Consider the following 17,220-nt stretch of genomic DNA (forward strand, 5'->3'; position numbering starts at 1 on the left):
CGCGTGAAACGGCGTCCCTGCAAACAGTTCGGCTTTTCCAGGCGAGGCGCGTGACACCGGCGTGGCCGACGTCTTGCACCGCATACTCAATGCTTGCGAGCCGACTGCGTTTCGTCAGCGCGCAGTTGCGCCGAGAGCTTGTCCAGCACACCGTTCACGTACTTGTAGCCGTCCGAGCCGCCGAACGTCTTGGCGAGCTCAACCGCCTCGTTGATGACCACGCGATAGGGAATATCGACGTGATTCTTCAGCTCGAACGCGGCCACCAGCAGCACCGCGCGTTCGACCGGCGAGAGCTGCTCGATGGGACGGTCGAGACACGGCGCGATGGCGGCGGAGAGCGCTTCCGAATCGCGCATCACGCCATGCAGGATCGCGTCCAGATGTTCGTGATCCGCCTTGTCGAAGCCTTGCGCGCCGCGCAGTTGCGCGTCGATCTCGCCGGCGGGCGAACCCGACAGCAGCCACTGATAAAGCCCCTGCGTGGCCAGTTCGCGGGAGCGTCGGCGTGCGCTCTTCATGCCTCTTCCTCTTCTTCGTCTTCTTCTTTGTCGTCGCCGCCGAGTTGTTCGAGCGCGACGGCGAGATTCGCCATTTCGACGGCCACGCGCGCCGCGTCACGACCTTTCTCGGTCATACGGGCGACGGCTTGTTCGTCGTTCTCGGTGGTCAGCACGGCGTTTGCAACCGGAATGCCGAAGTCCAGGCCGATACGCGTGATGCCCGCGCCGCTTTCGTTCGACACCAGTTCGAAGTGGTACGTTTCGCCGCGAATCACCGCGCCGAGCGCGATCAGTGCGTCGAATTGCGCGCTTTCCGCGAGCTTTTGCAGCGCCAGCGGGATTTCCAGTGCGCCCGGCACGGTGACGAGCAGCACGTCTTCGCCGGTCACGCCGAGGCGTTCCAGTTCTTCGATACAGGAGTCCGCGAGGCCGTTGCAGACGGGTTCGTTAAAGCGCGCCTGGACGATGCCGATGCGCAGCCCGTCGCCGTCGAGATTCGGTTGGTATTGTCCGATTTCCATGTGAATTCCGTAGTGTTTTGAGTGGGCGCTAAGCGCGTGAATGGTCGGATCAGCCTTGCGGGGCCTGCGCGGCGCTGCCCGGCATCGGTACGAAGCCTGTGACTTCGAGACCGTAACCCGACATGCTGCCCAGCTTGCGCGGGTTCGACAGCACCTGCATCTTGCCGACACCGAGCTCGCGCAGAATCTGCGCGCCGATGCCGTACGTCTTGAAATCGACCGGCCGGCGCTTGAGCGCGTTGGCTTTTTCCTTCGAGTCGAACGCCTTGAACACGTCGATCAGATGATCTTTCGAGTCGCCGCAGTTCAGCAGCACGACCACACCGAGGTCGCGTTCGGCGATTTCTTTCATCGCCGCGTCTAGCGTCCACGAGTGGGTGGATTCGCCGACTTCGAGCAGATCCAGCACCGACAGCGGTTCGTGCACCCGCACCAGCGTGTCCTCGTCCGGGTTCGGCGTGCCGCGCACCAGCGCGATATGCGGCTGGCCGCTCGGCTGATCGAGATACATGACCGCGCGGAACGCGCCGTGCGCGGTCTGCATGGTGCGTTCGCAAATACGCTCGACGATCGACTCGGTGCGGCTGCGGTAGTGGATCAGATCCGCGATCGTGCCGATTTTCAGATCGTGCTCTTTCGCGAACTCCATCAGGTCCGGCAGGCGCGCCATCGTGCCATCGTCCTTGATGACTTCGCAGATCACCGCGGCCGGCGTGAGACCCGCCAGCGCGGTGAAGTCGCAACCCGCCTCGGTATGGCCGGCGCGCACCAGCACGCCGCCGGGCTGGGCCATGATCGGGAAGATGTGGCCCGGCTGCACGATGTGCTCTGCTTTGGCGTCCGGCGCGACCGCCGCGGAGATCGTGCGGGCGCGGTCGGCCGCCGAAATGCCGGTGGTCACGCCTTCGGCCGCTTCGATGCTGACCGTGAACGCCGTGCCGTACTGCGTGCCGTTGCGGTAGGTCATCAGCGGCAGGTTCAGCAGCTTGCAGCGTTCCTGCGTGAGCGTCAGGCAGATCAGGCCACGGCCGTAGCGGGCCATGAAATTGATCGCTTCCGGCGTGACGAACTCGGCGGCGATCACGAGGTCGCCCTCGTTTTCGCGGTCTTCTTCGTCGACGAGGATCACCATCCGGCCGGCTTTGAGTTCGGCGATGATCTCTGGAGTGGAGGCGAGCGTCATGTTGGCGAGATTTTCGGGAAAGCGCGTATTTTACGCCACGCGCGAGTCCAAGTCGCCTCCGCCGGATGGCATAGGCCGTTTGGCCGACTGGCGACGGCCCCTGGGCCGTTGCTATGCTCGTCGAAACGATGCACGCATGAACCGGCTGAAAGCGGCAGGGCGCCGCCGCCAGCCCATGCGCGGCCGGGCCTCGCGCCCGGCATTGGCCCGTTATTTCGGCGCGTTCAGCATGCGCTCGACGTAACGCGCGATCAGATCGATTTCCAGGTTCACCTGCGTGCCTTCGCGCAAACGCTTGAGCGCGGTCACTTCGACCGTGTGCGGAATCAGGTTGATCGAGAACTCGCAACCATCGTCGCGATCTTTAACCGAGTTGACGGTCAGGCTCACGCCGTTGACAGTGATGGAGCCTTTGTACGCCAGATAGCGGCCGATCTCGCGCGGCGCCAGCACGCGCAGTTCGTGCGATTCGCCGACCGGCGCGAAATGCGTGACCGTGCCGAGGCCGTCCACGTGGCCGGAGACGATGTGACCGCCGAGCCGGTCGTGCGCGCGCAGCGCCTTCTCCAGATTGACTTCGCCGATTTCGCCGAGGCCCGCCGTGCAGTTCAGGCTTTCGCGCGACACGTCGACTTCGAAAGAATGGGCGGTCTTCGCGACCACGGTCATGCAGGCGCCCTGGATCGTGATGCTGTCGCCGAGCTGCACGTCGCCGAGGTCGAGGCCGCCGGCTTCAACGTTCAGGCGCACGCCCGCGTCGCCGTCCGCGCCCAGCGGCTTGACTGATTCGATGCGGCCCACTGCCGCGACGATTCCTGTGAACATCGTGCTAATCCTTGGTCATTTCGAAACGGAGGGAGGCGCGGGCGTCGTGCCGGTTTCGGCTGAGGTCTGCGGCGCGAAGCGCGCAAGAATCCGCAGATCGTCGCCGATCCGGTCAACCGCGTGGAAATTCAGTTTGACACGGCCGTCGAGCGTTTCGGGCGCGCCGAGGTTGAACATGCTCATCGAATCCATGCCGAGCAGGCTCGGCGCGAGATAGACGAGCAGTTCGTCGACACAGCCCTCGCGCAGCAGCGAGCCGTTCAGCTTGTAGCCCGCCTCGACGTGCAACTCATTGACGTTGCGCTGGCCGAGCACTTTCAGCAGGGCGGGCAGATCGACCTTGCCGGCCGCGTTCGCCAACTGGATGATCTCGGCGCCGCGATCGCGTAACGCGGCTGCGCGATCGGCATGGCGCTGATCGAGATTGCCGCAGAAGATCAGCGTGGGTGCGCCGGCCAGGATCTGTGCGTCCGGCGGCACGTCGAGCTGACTGTCGATGAGCACGCGTTGCGGCTGGCGCGGCGTGTCGACCGCGCGGACCGTCATGCGCGGGTCGTCTTCCCGGACGGTGCCGATGCCGGTCAGAATAGCCGATGCGCGGGCACGCCACGCGTGACCATCGGCGCGCGCGGCTTCGCCGGTGATCCATTGGCTGATGCCCGACGGCAAGCCGGTGCGGCCATCCAGCGACGCCGCCACTTTCATGCGCACCCACGGGCGGCCACGCGTCATGCGCGACACGAAGCCGATGTTCAGTTCATGCGCTTCGTTCGCAAGGAGCCCGCAACGCACTTCGATGCCGGCGTCGCGCAACATCGCGAGACCGCGTCCCGACACTTGCGGATTCGGGTCTTCCATCGCCGCGACCACGCGCGCGACCTGCGCGTCGATGAGCGCGTTCGCGCACGGCGGCGTGCGGCCGAAGTGGCTGCACGGTTCGAGCGTCACGTAAGCGGTGGCGTCGCGCAGATCGTGGCCGCGCGAGCGCGCGTCCTTCAACGCGCGGATCTCCGCGTGATCCTGGCCCGCCGGTTGCGTGAAGCCTTCGCCGATCACCTCGCCGTTCTTGACGAGCACGCAGCCTACGCGCGGATTCGGGTCGGTGGTGTACATGCCGCGCCTGGCCAACGCGAGCGCGCGTTCCATATGGACGAAGTCGGTTTGCGAAAACATCGGGATCCGGTCGGGTACGGTGGCTAGGCTATGTCGAGTTTCGGTTTCGCTGTTTCTGCTGTTTCGAAGCCGCGCGGGCCTCAGGCCGCAAGCGACGCGAAGGCGCCGCGCGCCGCGTCGATCGTGGCGTCGATGATCGCATCGTCGTGAGCGATCGACACGAAGCCCGCCTCATACGCCGACGGCGCGAAGTACACGCCCGCGTCGAGCATCTTGTGAAAGAACGCGTTAAAGCGCGGCACGTCGCTCTTCGTGACTTCGGCGAAGCTGCCCGGGATCGAGTCGGTGAAGTAGAGGCCGAACATGCCGCCGAGCGAATCGGCCGCAAACGGTACCTTCGCTTCGCCCGCGACTTGCGCGAGTCCCTGCACGAGGCGTGCGGTGCGTGCCGCGAGCGTCTCGTAGAAGCCCGGCGCCTGGATCAGTTGCAGCGTCTTCAGGCCCGCGGCAACCGCGATCGGGTTGCCCGACAGCGTGCCCGCCTGATAGACGCCGCCGAGCGGCGCGAGGTGAGCCATGATGTCGCGCCGTCCGCCGAAGGCCGCCGCCGGCATGCCGCCGCCGATCACCTTGCCCAGACACGTGAGGTCCGGCGTGATGCCGTACACCTCTTGCGCGCCGCCGAGCGCCACGCGAAAGCCGCACATCACTTCGTCGAAGATCAGCACCGAGCCGTATTCACTGCACAGGCGTCGCAACGCCTGCAGGAATTCCGGCGTGGCGCGCACGAGGTTCATGTTGCCCGCGACCGGCTCGACGATCACCGACGCGATCTCGTTGCCGAACGCCTTGAACGCTTCTTCGAGTTCGGCGACGTTGTTGTATTCGAGCACGGTGGTGTGCTTCGCGATATCCACCGGCACGCCCGCCGAGGTCGGATTGCCGAAGGTCAGCAGGCCCGAGCCGGCTTTGACGAGCAGGCTGTCCGCGTGACCGTGATAGCAGCCTTCGAACTTGACGATGCGGCTGCGGTTCGTGAAGCCGCGCGCGAGACGCAGCGCGCTCATGGTTGCTTCCGTGCCGCTCGACACCATGCGTACCTGTTCGATCGACGGCACCAGCTTGCAGATTTCTTCGGCGATTTCCACTTCCGACTCGGTCGGCGCGCCGAACGAAAAGCCGTTGGCCAGCACGCGCTGCACTGCTTCGAGCACTTCCGGGTGGACGTGGCCGAGGATCATCGGGCCCCACGAGCCGATGTAGTCGGTGTAGCGCTGGCCGTCCGCGTCCCAGAAGTAGGGGCCTTGCGCGCGCTCGATAAAGCGCGGCGTGCCGCCGACGGAACGGAAGGCGCGCACCGGCGAGTTCACGCCGCCCGGAATGGTGCGTTGCGCGCGTTCGAAGAGGAGTTCGTTTTTGGACATGGCGATGGCTGGAATTGGGGTTGCGCAGCGGCGCAGGCTGCCCGTGGGCGATTCGCGCGATGCTGGGATAGGTGGAGAAATTGTACCGGAGTCGGCGTGAACGGGTTTTGCGGCGGGCCCGATAGCGTCCTGATGGCGCGGCTTGTGCGCCACTTTTTTAACCTTGTTGTGCGCGTTTCGTCACGGCCTTCTTCACCGTGGTTCGGGTTGTCGGCGCGCGTCTCTGCTTGCTTGCCTGGTTGCTTGCCGTCTTTGGCTTCGAGTCCTCGGGACTTGCCGCCGCGCGTTGTGCCGCCGCCGCATGCGCCGTGACTTTGCTCGACCGCGTGGGGCCCGCTGGCGTGTCGAGTTTCGGCTGCTTGCGTTTGCCCGTGAGTTCGGCCCAGCGCTTTTCCAGCGCGCCTTCGGCGATCGGCTTGATCACGGTGCCCGAGCTCTGCGCGTCCCATGTCTGCACGGAGAACGGAAACGTGCGCAACATCTCGCGCGGGATCACCGGTGCTTCGTGCGCGTCGACGAGCCAGTCGTATACGAAGTCGATGCACAGGCGATAGCCGCGTTTCGTCGCCGGGTCGGGGACTTCATATGGCGCGCGCGTCACGTAACCTGAGCCGAAGATGCCCTTCGGTTGCTGCGCGACGCGATGCAGGAACACGCGATCGCCCGGCAGGATGCCGCGCGCAAATCCGCAGCCCCACACGTCGCTGACCGCGACGCCCGCGGCGACGCGTTTCGCAACGTCGGGCAACTCGGGCCACGGCCATTTCTTGGGGCTCCAGATCAGCAGGAAGGCGGTCATCGCATGCTCGAAACAGAATGGATGGGGAAGGGCGTGCCTGGTTTCTGGCGCGGACCGAACGGTCAGGCGGCAGCTTAACCGATCGACGGCGCGCTTGCCGCGTGCTGTCCGCGCGGTGGCCATCCGGCCATGTTCGCATGTGGAAACCGGCGAGGCACGGCTAAACACGGCGCGAAGGGCGAGCATAGCCCGAGCACTCGCGAGCCCGAGCCCGTCGCGTACAATCGAACCCGATACACTGCCGCTGTCCCGTTCTACCCGTTCCGCTGCCGATGACGGCGCGGCGCTCCATCCGGATTCCCATGTCTCACGTCGTCAGAAGCCGGCCCGATGGCCGGCTGATTCTGTTGCTCGGTGCGCTTGCCGCATGCGGGCCGATTTCCATCGATATGTATTTGCCGAGCCTGCCCACCATCGCGCAAGCGTTCGCGATCAGCACCGGCGCGGCCCAGGCGACGCTCACCAGTTTCATGTTCGGCTTTTCGATCGGCATGCTGCTGTATGGCCCGCTGTCCGATACGTATGGACGGCGGCCGGTCCTGCTAGGCGGTATCGTCATGTACGCGCTGGCGAGCGTAGCGTGCGCGCTGTCATTCTCGATCGGCTCGCTGGTGATGTTCCGCTTCGTGCAGGCGCTCGGCGCGGGCGCGGCGTCGGTGCTCGCGCGTGCGATTGCGCGCGACGCGCACGGGCCGACCGATGCCGCCCGCGTGCTGTCGATGCTCGCGATCGTCACGTCGATCGGTCCATTGCTTGCGCCGCTGATCGGCGGCCAGTTGCTGCTGCTCGGCGGCTGGCGCGTGGTGTTCGTCGTGCTGACGCTGTTCGGCGCTGTGTGCGCGGTGACCGCTTTCCTCAAGGTGCCGGAAACGTGGCCGCGCGAGAAGCGCGCGCAGTCGGCGTTGCTGAAATCGTTCGGCGCGTACGGCAAGCTGCTGCGCGATCCGGTCGCCTGGGGGCACATGCTGTGCGGCGGCATGGCGTTCGCGTCGATGTTCGCCTACATCACGGCGACGCCGTTCGTGTACATCGAGTATTTCCACGTGTCGGCGCAGCATTACGGCTTCCTGTTCGCGTTGAATATCGTCGGCATCATGTTCGGCAACTTCCTGAACACGCGTCTGGTCGGCCGGCTCGGCTCGCTGCCGATCATCTCCTTTGCGGCGACCGTGAGCTGTGTGGCTTCGCTGTTCGTCTGTCTTGTTTCGCTGACCGGGTGGGGCGGCTTGTGGTCGATCGTGTTCGGTCTGTTCTTCGTGGTGGGCGTGGTGGGTGTGCTGTCCGCCAATTGCACGACCGACCTGATGCACCGTTATCCGCTGAACGCCGGCGCTGCGGCCGCCGTGTTCGGCGCGGTGCAACTGGCGCTCGGCGCGTTGTCGAGTCTCGCGGTCGGACTATGGCAGGACGGTTCGCCGAGAGGCATGGGCGTCGTGGTGGGCGTTGCCGGTTCGTTATGTTATGTCGGGCGGATACTGGTCGTCCGATGGCACGGGACGAAGGCGCCTGCGGCTGTTGTGTGACAGTTGCCTGGGCGCTTTGCCCGAGGCGAACCCGCTGGATCGTCGGCATGGCACATCCGTTCGTCGCGCGCAACCAGGCGTCTCTACGGAAAACACCAGGTGTTGCGTGCGCGCGACCTTGCGTTTCAAATTGCATTGCTATGATGGAGTCACTGTTCCTCGGAGCGGCAATCATGGCGATCAGAGGCTTGATGAATGGCGAACGGCAGCATGCGGCTTTCGCCGAAGCGCAGAAGCTGGCTGACAGCGGCGCCTATCACGATTACACGGACATCGAATACGTCTTGCGCTTTGATTATGGGTTGACCGATGTGTCGGCGCTGCTTGACAGTCAGCCGATGCATCGCGACCTGAATCGTCGTTGCGCGGATGCGCGCGAAAAGCTGGAGGCGCTCAGCGTGTGACGGGTGCGGTGAGCGGTCGAGCGGAATCGTGGGTCGATGCGTGCGAGCGGCGCCGGATGCTGGTTGGTCCTTAACTCTTTGGCGCAGCGCCTCGCGCATTGAGCGCAACGGCTTCCTTGCGCGATGGCCGCGTGTCCCTTCATCGCTTTCGAGCATGACGACGCTCGTTGCATGACCGCGCGAATGCGTGCGGCGGGGTTCATCATGTGCGCAACTTGCGTCGCTGATGCTTCGTCACCGTTGGAGTGAATTCATGGCTGTTAGCCAGCACGATCCACGTCTGCCCAAGACGGACAATCCCACTACGCTTGCAAAACCAGGCGGTCACTACAGCCACGTCGCGATCGCGAACGGCTTCGTGTTCGTCTCCGGGCAATTGCCGATCAATGCGCGGGGCGACAAGCTCGCCGATGCGTCGTTCGAAGCGCAGGCCGAACAGGTTCTGGCGAACGTGCAGGCCGCTCTCGAAAGTGCCGGCAGCAGCATCGCGCAACTCGTGCAGGTGCGCGTCTATATCGTCGATGTCGAACACTGGATGAGCTTCAACCAGATCTACGCGCGCTGGGCCGGTGAAGCGCGGCCCGCGCGCGCTGTCGTGCCGGTGCCGCAACTGCACTATGGATTCAAGATCGAGGTCGAGGCGACTGCGCTGGTTTAAAGCGCGGCGTTTGCGTCGAAGATGGCGCTGCCGAACACACTCGGGGCGGGGGAGGTGCGCGTGCTGCATAAGCAGCGGTGCAGTCCCGCGTGAGCGCGCGCGGCGCAAACGAAAAACGGGCCAATTGGCCCGTTTCCTGATGACTTGGCGGAGGCGGTGAGATTCGAACTCACGGAAAGATTGCTCCTTCGCCGGTTTTCAAGACCGGTGCCTTAAACCACTCGGCCACACCTCCAAGCCCGAAATTGTAACCTGAAAAAACCTCGCTGCGGTGCTCGGTCGATCGGCAATCACTGCGGATCTTTCAGAAACAGCGCTTGCAGATCGTTCAGGAACGCCTGGCCGAGCGGTGTCGGCGCGATCTTCTCGTGGTCGCGCGTGATCAGCTTGCGTTTTTCGGCTTCCTGCAACGCCGGTTCGATCGACGTCATCGACAGCCCCGTGCGCTCGATGAACCGATGCACCGGAAAGCCTTCCACCAGCCGCAGCGCGTTCAGCATGAACTCGAACGGCAAATCGCGCGGCGCGACTTCGTGCTCTTCCTGCACCGCCGTGCCCGCCTTCGCCTGCTCGATGAACGTGGTCGGATGTTTGTAGCGCACCTGGCGCAGCACGCGATTCGGAAACGACAGCTTCGTATGCGCGCCGGCGCCGATGCCCAGATAGTCGCCGAAGCGCCAGTAGTTCAAATTGTGCTTGCTCTGCCGATGCGGCTGCGCATACGCCGACACCTCATAGCGCTCGTAGCCGGCGGCCGTCGTGCGTTCGTGAATCCAGTCCTGCATGTCGGCGGACGCGTCGTCGTCGGGCAAGGCGGGCGGGAATTTCGCAAACAGCGTGTTCGGTTCGAGCGTCAGGTGATACAGCGACAGGTGCGGCGGAGCGAACGACAGCGCCGTGTCGATATCGGCCTGGCATTCGGCGAGCGTCTGCCCCGGCAGCGCGAACATCAGGTCGAGGTTGAAGTTGTCGAACGTGGTCGCGGCGACTTCGACCGCATGGCGCGCTTGCGCCGCATCGTGAATCCGGCCGAGCGCCTTCAGATGCGCTTCATTGAAACTCTGGATGCCCACCGACAGACGGTTCACGCCGCTCGCGCGAAACTGCGCGAACTTGTCGGCCTCGAACGTGCCGGGATTGGCTTCGAGCGTGATCTCCGCGTCGGCGTCGAGCGGCAGCAGCGCGCGGATATCCGACAGCATGCGGTCGAGACCCGCCGCCGACAACAGGCTGGGCGTGCCCCCACCGATGAACACCGTATGCACCTGGCGCCCCCAGATCAGCGGCAGCGCCATCTCGAGATCGGCGCGCAATGCGTCGAGGTAATCGCTCTCGGGAAACGTTTCGCCTTTCCACTCGTGCGAGTTGAAATCGCAATACGGACACTTGCGCACGCACCACGGAAAATGCACGTACAGCGCCAACGGCGGCAGCGACGTCAGTCGAATACTGCCCGGCGAGGTGAATGCCTTGATGACGCCGTTGCCGATGTCGGCGGGCGCCGGCCTGATCGGAATCACGCTTCCTCCGAGAGGCGCGCGAGCAGTTGCCGCAATGCAATCGCGCGATGGCTGCTGGCGTTTTTCACCGCGGGCTCCAACTCGGCGGCGCTCGCGTTCAACGACGGCAAAAAGAAGTACGGGTCGTAGCCGAAGCCATGCTCGCCGCGCGGCGCTTCGAGAATTTCGCCATGCCAGCGGCCTTCGGCGATCAGCGGTTCGGGATCGTCCGCGTGACGCACGAGCGCGAGCACACAGTAGTAATAGCCGCGCCGATCGCCTTCGCCCTGCAACGCGGCGACGAGGCGCGCGTTATTCGCCGCGTCGCTTTTCTCGCCGCCGGCGAGTTGCGCGTAGCGCGCCGAATACACACCCGGCGCGCCCCGCAATGCGCGCACGCACAGACCGGAGTCGTCGGCGAGCGCGGGCAGGCCGGTGAGCTTCGCCGCATGACGTGCCTTGGTCAGCGCGTTTTCGACGAAGGTCGGATGCGGCTCTTCCGCTTCCGGCACGTTCAGCGCGCCCTGGGCGATCAGTTCGATGCCGGCCGCGTCGAGCAGCGCCGCGAACTCGCGCAGCTTGCCCGCGTTGTTCGACGCCAGCACGACTTTCTTCAAGGGCGCGCCTGCTGCATACGCGCCGTCGTCTTGACGAACCTCACTCACTCTTTTGCTCCAGCGCTTCTTTCTGCTTGGCGATCAGCGTGTTGATGCCGTCGCTCGCCAGATCCAGCAGCGCATTCATTTCGTCGCGCGAGAACGGCACGCCCTCGGCGGTGCCCTGAATTTCGACGAAGCCGCCTGCGCCCGTCATCACCACGTTCATGTCGGTGTCGCACTGCGAGTCTTCGTCGTAGTCGAGGTCGAGCACCGGCAGCCCGTCGTACACGCCGACCGAGATGGCCGCGACGTAATCGGTGATCGGCGAGCTTTCGATGCGGCCCGTGGTCAGCAGTTTCGCCACCGCGTCATGCGCGGCCACGAACGCGCCGGTGATGCTGGCCGTACGCGTGCCGCCGTCGGCCTGGATCACGTCGCAATCGATGTGCAGCGTGCGCGCGCCGAGCTTCTCGAGATCGAACACCGAGCGCAGCGCGCGGCCGATCAGCCGCTGGATTTCCTGGGTGCGCCCGGTCTGCTTGCCGCGCGCCGCTTCACGGTCGCTGCGGGTATGCGTGGCGCGCGGCAGCATGCCGTATTCGGCGGTGAGCCAGCCTTGGCCGCGGTCGCGCAGGAACGACGGCACGCTCTCGGCGATGCTCGCGGTGCAGATCACTTTCGTGTCGCCGAATTCGACCAGCGCCGAGCCCTCCGCGTGCTTCGTGTAGTGGCGCGTGATGCGCACGTCGCGCAGCTGATTGGCCTGGCGGCCGCTGGGGCGTTGGGTGTCGTTGGTCATGTTGGGATCGGTCAGGAAGAAATGCGGAGGGAAACCGCGATTTTACAGCCGATCGACGGGCGCGGTCAGCCGCGCGCATTGCCGATGAACGGCGGTGGCGGGCGACGAGCGCGAATGCAGGGCGGTAAGCCGCGCCGAATGATGTATCGGCGAAGTCGGGCCACTGAGCCGGCCACTGAGCGCTCTCCCGCATGCACGCTCGTTCGCGGCGGAGGTCGCCACCAAAAATGGGATAATGCCGATTCCCCGCCCCGCGTCTCGTACACGCCGGGCGCTTTGCCTCTCAGGCCGGCGTTGAACGCATGGCCGCAATCGCGAGAAATACGATGATCTACAGCATGACTGGCTATGCGAGCGCCACGCGCGAACTCGTCGCGGCCTCGGGTACCGGCGGCGTGAGCGTGTCGGTCGAACTGCGCACGGTGAACTCGCGTTTTCTCGATCTGAACTTCCGCATGCCGGAAGACGTGCGCGTCTGCGAGCCAACGCTGCGTGAAATGCTGATGAACAAACTGTCGCGCGGCAAGGTGGATATCCGTATCAACCTGCAACGCAGCGAACAGTCGGCGAACGCGGGCGCGATCAATCGCGACGCGCTCACGCAACTGGCGCTGCTCGAACGCACGGTGCTCTCGACGTTCCCCGAAGCGGGCCGCCTGCGCACCGGCGAAATTCTGCGCTGGCCGGGCGTGCTGGCCGAAAGCGGCGTGGCGCCGGAAGTGCTGCGCGATGCGGTGCTCGCGTGCGGCAAGCAGGCGATCACCGATCTGATCGACGTGCGGGCCCGCGAAGGCGCGCAACTCGCGACGATGCTGCTCGCCAACGTCACCGAAATGGAAACGATCGTCACGAAGATCACGCCGCTCGTGCCGGAATTGATTACGAAGCATCAGCAAAAGATCGTCGAGCGTTTGCAGGAAGCGCTCGGTATCGCCGCGCCGGATACGGCCGCGACCATCGTTTCGCGCGAAGAGATCAACGAGCGGATTCGCCAGGAAGTGACGATGTACGGGATCCGTATCGACATCGCCGAAGAACTGTCGCGCCTCACGGCCCACCTGAACGAAACGCGTCACGTGATCGAGAAGGGCGGCAAGGTCGGCAAGCGGCTCGACTTCATGATGCAGGAGTTGAACCGCGAAGCGAACACGCTCGGCTCGAAGGCGGCTGCAAAGGAACTCGCGGATTCGTCGATGACCCTGAAGCTGCTCATCGAACAGATGCGCGAGCAAGTACAGAATCTGGAATAAAGCTGGACACCACCAACATGACCGATCACCACACACGCGAAAGCGGCGCACCGCGCAATCCGTACGCCGGCGCTTATCCCGGCAATCTGTTCATGGTCGTCGCGCCTTCGGGCGCGGGCAAGTCGACGCTCGTGAACGCATTGCTCGCCGGCGACGACGCGATCCGCCTGTCGATCTCGTACACGACGCGCCCGCCGCGCCCCAAGGAGCAGGACGGCGAACACTACCACTTCACCAGCGTCGACGACTTCATGAAGCGTCACGACGAGGGCGAGTTTCTCGAAAGTGCGGAAGTGCACGGCAACTACTACGGCACGTCGCGCGTGTGGATCGAGGAGCAGATGAGGAGCGGCCACGACGTGCTGCTCGAAATCGACTGGCAGGGTGCGCAGCAGGTGAAAAAGCAGTTTCACAACGCGGTCGAAATTTTCATCCTGCCGCCGTCGCTCGATGCGCTCGAAGAGCGTCTGAAAAAGCGCGGCCAGGACGAGCCGAATGTGATCACGCGCCGCCTGCTGGCAGCCGGCAGCGAGATGGCGCACGCGGCCGAAGCGGAGTACGTCGTGATCAACGAGAACTTCGATCGCGCATTGAGCGAACTGCAGTGCCTCGTCGCCGCCACGCGTTCGCGCTTCGCCTCGCAGTACGCGCGTCACACGCAGCTTTTCGTGCAGCTCGGCATTCACCTGCCGCACGCTTGAGCGCGGCGTTGTGCCGAGCACATAAGGTAGAATAAGCAACATACTGAGAAGGAACCCAACATGGCCCGCATTACCGTCGAAGACTGCCTCAAACAGATCCCGAACCGTTTCGAACTCGCACTTGCTGCAACCTATCGCGCGCGTCAGCTCGCGCAAGGCCACACGCCGAAGATCGAAAGCCGCGACAAGCCCACCGTCGTCGCACTGCGCGAAATCGCATCCGGCCAGGTCGGCGTCGAAATGCTGAAGAAGGTGCCGGTTTAAGGCGCAGTGTTCCGTTTTCGATTGCCACGTATTTGCCACACCCAGTTGCATCATTAACGTACAGACCGGCGTCCAACCCTAACCCGCTACGGAGGCGACCATGAGTGCTACCCCGCCCACCGCCACGGAAGCGGACCACGACGCCGACTCACCCTCGTCTGCACGGAAGTACATCGACGCGGTCCTGGAACAATCGTTCCGCCATCTGTTCGGACCCACCGCCACGCCGGAGCAGCCACGCCGGCATGACGTCGTCTCCATCGCCAAACTGACGTCCGTGTTGTCCGGCTATCTGCAGCCGGAAGAGATCAAGGACATCAAGGCGGCGTTCCATTTCAGCGACGAAGCCCACCTCGGCCAGTACCGCCAGAGTGGCGAGCCCTACATCACGCACCCTGTCGCCGTCGCGGAAATGTGCGCCGGCTGGAATCTCGACGCCCAGTCGATCATGGCGGCGCTGCTGCATGACGTGATGGAAGACCAGGGCGTGACCAAGGCCGAACTCGCCGAGCGCTTCGGCGCGAAGGTCGCGGAACTGGTCGACGGCCTGTCGAAGCTGGACAAGATGGAGTTTCGCAATCGCGAAGAAGCGCAGGCGGAAAACTTCCGCAAGATGCTGCTCGCGATGGCGCGCGACGTCCGCGTGATTCTGGTGAAGCTCGCGGACCGGCTGCACAACATGCGCACACTCGGCGCGGTGCCGCCGGAAAAGCGCCGCCGCGTGGCTCGCGAGACTCTGGATATCTACGCGCCCATCGCTCACCGCCTGGGTCTGAACAACACCTATCGCGAGCTGCAGGATCTGAGCTTCGCCAACTTCAATCCGCATCGGTACGCCACGCTCGAAAAAGCCGTCAAGGCGGCGCGCGGCAACCGGCGCGAAGTGGTGGGCAAGATTCTGGAGTCGGTGCAACGCGCCATTGCCGACGCGAAGATCGACGCGGAAGTCACCGGCCGCGAGAAAACCATCTTCAGTATCTACAAGAAGATGCGCGACAAGCAGTTGTCATTCTCGCAGGTGCTCGACGTGTACGGCTTCCGTGTGGTGGTGGAGAGCGCGCTGGAGTGCTACACCTGCATCGGTGCGCTGCATGCCTTGTATAAGCCCGTGCCGGGCAAGTTCAAGGACTACATTGCGATCCCCAAGGTGAATGGCTATCAGTCGCTGCACACCACGCTGGTCGGCCCGTTCGGCGCGCCGATCGAGTTTCAGGTGCGCACGCGCAAGATGCACGAGATCGCCGAAGCGGGCGTGGCCGCGCACTGGCTGTACAAGAACGGCAGCGCGGACCTGAACGATGTGCAGAAACGCGCGCACCAGTGGCTGAAGTCGCTGCTCGACATTCAGAGCGAGGCGGGCGATTCGAGCGAATTCCTCGAACACGTCAAGATCGATCTTTTCCCGGATGCGGTCTACGTGTTCACGCCGAAGTCGAAAATCATGGCGCTGCCGCGCGGTGCCACCGCGCTCGACTTCGCGTATTCGATCCACAGCGACCTGGGCAATCAGTGCGTCGCGGTGAAGATCAACAATGAACTGCTGCCCCTGCGCACCGAGTTGAAGAGCGGCGATATCGTCGAAGTGATCACGGCGCCGTACTCGAAGCCGAATCCGGCATGGCTCGGTTTCGTGCGCAGCGGCAAGGCGCGCTCGGCCATTCGCCACTATCTGAAGACGATGCGTCTGAACGAGTCCGTGCAGCTCGGCGAGCGTCTGGTCGACCAGGCGCTGAAGGGCTACGGTCTCGCGCTGTCGGATGTGACGCCGGAGGCGTGGGAAAAGCTCGTGCAGTGGACGGGTAACAAGAACCGTCAGGAAATTTTCGCGGACATCGGTCTCGGCCGGCGTGTCGCGGCGGTGATGGCCAAGCGCATCGAAGTGCTGATGAGCGGGCGCGACGCCGACGACGACGGCTCGCGCTCGGGGTCCGCGCCGCATGCGCCGCCGGTGGTCATCACGGGCACCGAGGGCATGTCGGTGCAACTGTCCGCCTGCTGCCGTCCGATTCCGGGCGACGACATCATGGGCTATATCGGCATCGGGTTGGGCATGGCCATCCACACCACTGACTGCCGCGTCGCGCAGCGCATCCACAAGCGCGATCCGGGCCGCTGGATCGACGTTGCGTGGGCGCCGCAGCCGGGCCGTCTGTTCGACGTCGCCGTGAAGGTGCTGGTCAAGAACACCAAGGGCGTGTTTGCTCGCGTGGCGGCCGACATCACGTCGGCGGATGCGAACATCGTCCACATCGCGATGGACGAAGACCTGTCGCAGGAATCCACGGTGCTGCGCTTCGTGATCCAGGTCAGCGATCGCGTTCATCTGGCCAACGTGATGCGCCGCGTGCGTACGAATCCGGACGTCATGCGCATTGCGCGCGAACGGCCGAGCGAAGAGGCGCATCACCGTCACGAAGGCGGCATGCGAATCGATCGCGAGCGCGCGGACTACTGACCGCGCGGTTTTGCGCCCCTGGGTTGGCCTCGGCGTGCTCGGCGAGCGCCAGATGTTCTCTGCTCTTATCTGAACGTGCCGGCTACCGGCGAGTCTCACCTGAAACTCTGGGAGAACGCTGATGAATGTAGCCGACCTCAACGGCGTGGCGCTCGATTATTGGGTGGCCCGCAGCCTGCACGACTTCGTGCGCGAAATCTATTTCACCGACAGCGGCGAAACCGTCTCGATCCGCGGCAACGATCGCGGCCGTCCCTGGGATGGGCGCTTCACGCCGTCCACGTCATGGGAGGCAGCCGCGGCGGTCCTGGAGCGTGCGCAGCGGCTCGAAGTGCGTGAGCGGACCGACGGCGGCGCGGCGCACTGTGTCGCGGAATTTCACGGCGGGCAGCGGGCCGTCGAAGGGCGGGGCGATTCATTGCGGGTGGCGTTGCTCCGGGCGTTCGTTGCAAGCCGTTTCGGCGATAGCGTCGACGAAGTGCTGCGCGAGCCGCAAGCGCTGACCGGCGGCCGGGTTCGTCCGATCGGCGAGCCTACGTCGGAAGGTGTTATCGAGGACGTGCCGAGCCCGGATGGGCGAATCGGAGATATCCAGTCGCCGCCGCGGTAATCTGAAAGGTGATGCGAGCAGGGTGCCCGGGCGCTTACGCAAAAGCGCGAGACAAAAACAAAGGGCCTTCCGATTGGAAGGCCCTTCATG

General features: G+C 64.5%; 18 protein-coding genes and 1 tRNA gene. 8 read left to right on the forward strand and 11 right to left on the reverse strand.

From position 1 onward, the window contains the following. Nucleotides 1-86: 86 nt before the first annotated feature. The 7 genes from nusB to ACZ9H4_RS12780 form a co-directional block, all read right to left on the reverse strand. On the reverse strand, nucleotides 87-521 hold the full coding sequence (nusB, locus tag ACZ9H4_RS12750) for a transcription antitermination factor NusB (RefSeq protein ID WP_476119199.1): 435 nt from the start codon (nucleotides 519-521) through the stop codon (nucleotides 87-89). Continuing rightward, on the reverse strand, nucleotides 518-1,024 hold the full coding sequence (ribH, locus tag ACZ9H4_RS12755; protein ID WP_476119200.1) for a 6,7-dimethyl-8-ribityllumazine synthase: 507 nt from the start codon (nucleotides 1,022-1,024) through the stop codon (nucleotides 518-520). Before ribH ends, nusB begins: the two co-directional genes overlap by 4 nt. A gap of 49 nt (nucleotides 1,025-1,073) precedes the next feature. Then, nucleotides 1,074-2,207 carry a bifunctional 3,4-dihydroxy-2-butanone-4-phosphate synthase/GTP cyclohydrolase II gene (gene ribBA, locus ACZ9H4_RS12760; protein ID WP_408140760.1) on the reverse strand — a complete coding sequence of 378 codons (1,134 nt, stop codon included), beginning with the start codon at nucleotides 2,205-2,207 and terminating at the stop codon, nucleotides 1,074-1,076. A 210-nt stretch (nucleotides 2,208-2,417) separates the two neighbouring features. Then, nucleotides 2,418-3,032, reverse strand: coding sequence for a riboflavin synthase (locus tag ACZ9H4_RS12765; RefSeq protein ID WP_408140762.1), 615 nt, complete (start codon nucleotides 3,030-3,032; stop codon nucleotides 2,418-2,420). Between the two features lie 15 nt (nucleotides 3,033-3,047). Further along, nucleotides 3,048-4,205 carry a bifunctional diaminohydroxyphosphoribosylaminopyrimidine deaminase/5-amino-6-(5-phosphoribosylamino)uracil reductase RibD gene (gene ribD, locus ACZ9H4_RS12770; RefSeq protein WP_408140764.1) on the reverse strand — a complete coding sequence of 386 codons (1,158 nt, stop codon included), beginning with the start codon at nucleotides 4,203-4,205 and terminating at the stop codon, nucleotides 3,048-3,050. Between the two features lie 80 nt (nucleotides 4,206-4,285). Then, nucleotides 4,286-5,569 carry a glutamate-1-semialdehyde 2,1-aminomutase gene (gene hemL, locus ACZ9H4_RS12775; RefSeq protein WP_476119201.1) on the reverse strand — a complete coding sequence of 428 codons (1,284 nt, stop codon included), beginning with the start codon at nucleotides 5,567-5,569 and terminating at the stop codon, nucleotides 4,286-4,288. Between the two features lie 157 nt (nucleotides 5,570-5,726). Further along, nucleotides 5,727-6,368 carry a hypothetical protein gene (locus ACZ9H4_RS12780; RefSeq protein WP_476119202.1) on the reverse strand — a complete coding sequence of 214 codons (642 nt, stop codon included), beginning with the start codon at nucleotides 6,366-6,368 and terminating at the stop codon, nucleotides 5,727-5,729. 302 nt (nucleotides 6,369-6,670) lie between these two features. Between ACZ9H4_RS12780 and ACZ9H4_RS12785 the strand changes: the two genes are divergently transcribed. The 3 genes from ACZ9H4_RS12785 (at nucleotide 6,671) to ACZ9H4_RS12795 (ending at nucleotide 8,953) form a co-directional block, all read left to right on the forward strand. Continuing rightward, nucleotides 6,671-7,891 (forward strand): Bcr/CflA family multidrug efflux MFS transporter, encoded by a 1,221-nt coding sequence (locus tag ACZ9H4_RS12785; protein ID WP_408140769.1) that lies wholly within the window; start codon nucleotides 6,671-6,673, stop codon nucleotides 7,889-7,891. A 173-nt stretch (nucleotides 7,892-8,064) separates the two neighbouring features. Further along, nucleotides 8,065-8,295, forward strand: coding sequence for a hypothetical protein (locus ACZ9H4_RS12790; protein WP_476119294.1), 231 nt, complete (start codon nucleotides 8,065-8,067; stop codon nucleotides 8,293-8,295). A 253-nt stretch (nucleotides 8,296-8,548) separates the two neighbouring features. After that, on the forward strand, nucleotides 8,549-8,953 hold the full coding sequence (locus ACZ9H4_RS12795; RefSeq protein WP_476119203.1) for a RidA family protein: 405 nt from the start codon (nucleotides 8,549-8,551) through the stop codon (nucleotides 8,951-8,953). Between the two features lie 145 nt (nucleotides 8,954-9,098). Here ACZ9H4_RS12795 and ACZ9H4_RS12800 read toward each other — a convergent pair. The 4 genes from ACZ9H4_RS12800 to rph form a co-directional block, all read right to left on the reverse strand. Continuing rightward, nucleotides 9,099-9,188, reverse strand: a tRNA-Ser gene (locus ACZ9H4_RS12800). Nucleotides 9,189-9,243: 55 nt separating this feature from the next. Continuing rightward, nucleotides 9,244-10,473 (reverse strand): radical SAM family heme chaperone HemW, encoded by a 1,230-nt coding sequence (hemW, locus tag ACZ9H4_RS12805; protein WP_408152480.1) that lies wholly within the window; start codon nucleotides 10,471-10,473, stop codon nucleotides 9,244-9,246. Further along, the gene (rdgB, locus tag ACZ9H4_RS12810) at nucleotides 10,470-11,117 is read right to left on the reverse strand and encodes an RdgB/HAM1 family non-canonical purine NTP pyrophosphatase (protein ID WP_476119204.1); all 648 of its coding nucleotides are present in this window, start codon (nucleotides 11,115-11,117) and stop codon (nucleotides 10,470-10,472) included. Before rdgB ends, hemW begins: the two co-directional genes overlap by 4 nt. Further along, nucleotides 11,110-11,850: a ribonuclease PH gene (gene rph / locus ACZ9H4_RS12815; RefSeq protein ID WP_476119205.1), complete on the reverse strand. Its 741-nt coding sequence runs from the start codon at nucleotides 11,848-11,850 to the stop codon at nucleotides 11,110-11,112. The genes rdgB and rph overlap by 8 nt, the downstream gene beginning before the upstream one ends. A gap of 326 nt (nucleotides 11,851-12,176) precedes the next feature. Between rph and ACZ9H4_RS12820 the strand changes: the two genes are divergently transcribed. From ACZ9H4_RS12820 to ACZ9H4_RS12840, 5 genes are all read left to right on the forward strand, one after another. Continuing rightward, nucleotides 12,177-13,100, forward strand: a complete 924-nt coding sequence (locus ACZ9H4_RS12820) for a YicC/YloC family endoribonuclease (protein WP_408323614.1) — start codon at nucleotides 12,177-12,179, stop codon at nucleotides 13,098-13,100. Nucleotides 13,101-13,117: 17 nt separating this feature from the next. Further along, nucleotides 13,118-13,801: a guanylate kinase gene (gmk, locus tag ACZ9H4_RS12825; RefSeq protein ID WP_408323615.1), complete on the forward strand. Its 684-nt coding sequence runs from the start codon at nucleotides 13,118-13,120 to the stop codon at nucleotides 13,799-13,801. A gap of 60 nt (nucleotides 13,802-13,861) precedes the next feature. Beyond that, nucleotides 13,862-14,065, forward strand: coding sequence for a DNA-directed RNA polymerase subunit omega (gene rpoZ / locus ACZ9H4_RS12830; RefSeq protein WP_044848533.1), 204 nt, complete (start codon nucleotides 13,862-13,864; stop codon nucleotides 14,063-14,065). Nucleotides 14,066-14,165: 100 nt separating this feature from the next. Further along, nucleotides 14,166-16,520, forward strand: a complete 2,355-nt coding sequence (locus ACZ9H4_RS12835; RefSeq protein WP_408140781.1) for a RelA/SpoT family protein — start codon at nucleotides 14,166-14,168, stop codon at nucleotides 16,518-16,520. Between the two features lie 121 nt (nucleotides 16,521-16,641). Then, nucleotides 16,642-17,130: a phage protein NinX family protein gene (locus tag ACZ9H4_RS12840; protein WP_408323617.1), complete on the forward strand. Its 489-nt coding sequence runs from the start codon at nucleotides 16,642-16,644 to the stop codon at nucleotides 17,128-17,130. Nucleotides 17,131-17,220 lie beyond the last annotated feature (90 nt).

This window comes from Paraburkholderia sp. TE9906 (assembly GCF_056279605.1).

Coding starts and splice junctions, on each gene's coding strand:
- rph (WP_476119205.1), bottom strand. CDS start 11,850: ATGACCAACGACACCCAACGCCCCAGCGGCCGCCAGGCCAATCAGCTG.
- ACZ9H4_RS12795 (WP_476119203.1), top strand. CDS start 8,549: ATGGCTGTTAGCCAGCACGATCCACGTCTGCCCAAGACGGACAATCCC.
- ribBA (WP_408140760.1), bottom strand. CDS start 2,207: ATGACGCTCGCCTCCACTCCAGAGATCATCGCCGAACTCAAAGCCGGC.
- ACZ9H4_RS12835 (WP_408140781.1), top strand. CDS start 14,166: ATGAGTGCTACCCCGCCCACCGCCACGGAAGCGGACCACGACGCCGAC.
- ACZ9H4_RS12765 (WP_408140762.1), bottom strand. CDS start 3,032: ATGTTCACAGGAATCGTCGCGGCAGTGGGCCGCATCGAATCAGTCAAG.
- hemL (WP_476119201.1), bottom strand. CDS start 5,569: ATGTCCAAAAACGAACTCCTCTTCGAACGCGCGCAACGCACCATTCCG.
- rpoZ (WP_044848533.1), top strand. CDS start 13,862: ATGGCCCGCATTACCGTCGAAGACTGCCTCAAACAGATCCCGAACCGT.
- ACZ9H4_RS12820 (WP_408323614.1), top strand. CDS start 12,177: ATGATCTACAGCATGACTGGCTATGCGAGCGCCACGCGCGAACTCGTC.
- nusB (WP_476119199.1), bottom strand. CDS start 521: ATGAAGAGCGCACGCCGACGCTCCCGCGAACTGGCCACGCAGGGGCTT.
- ACZ9H4_RS12840 (WP_408323617.1), top strand. CDS start 16,642: ATGAATGTAGCCGACCTCAACGGCGTGGCGCTCGATTATTGGGTGGCC.
- ACZ9H4_RS12780 (WP_476119202.1), bottom strand. CDS start 6,368: ATGACCGCCTTCCTGCTGATCTGGAGCCCCAAGAAATGGCCGTGGCCC.
- ribH (WP_476119200.1), bottom strand. CDS start 1,024: ATGGAAATCGGACAATACCAACCGAATCTCGACGGCGACGGGCTGCGC.
- ACZ9H4_RS12790 (WP_476119294.1), top strand. CDS start 8,065: ATGGCGATCAGAGGCTTGATGAATGGCGAACGGCAGCATGCGGCTTTC.
- ACZ9H4_RS12785 (WP_408140769.1), top strand. CDS start 6,671: ATGTCTCACGTCGTCAGAAGCCGGCCCGATGGCCGGCTGATTCTGTTG.
- ribD (WP_408140764.1), bottom strand. CDS start 4,205: ATGTTTTCGCAAACCGACTTCGTCCATATGGAACGCGCGCTCGCGTTG.
- gmk (WP_408323615.1), top strand. CDS start 13,118: ATGACCGATCACCACACACGCGAAAGCGGCGCACCGCGCAATCCGTAC.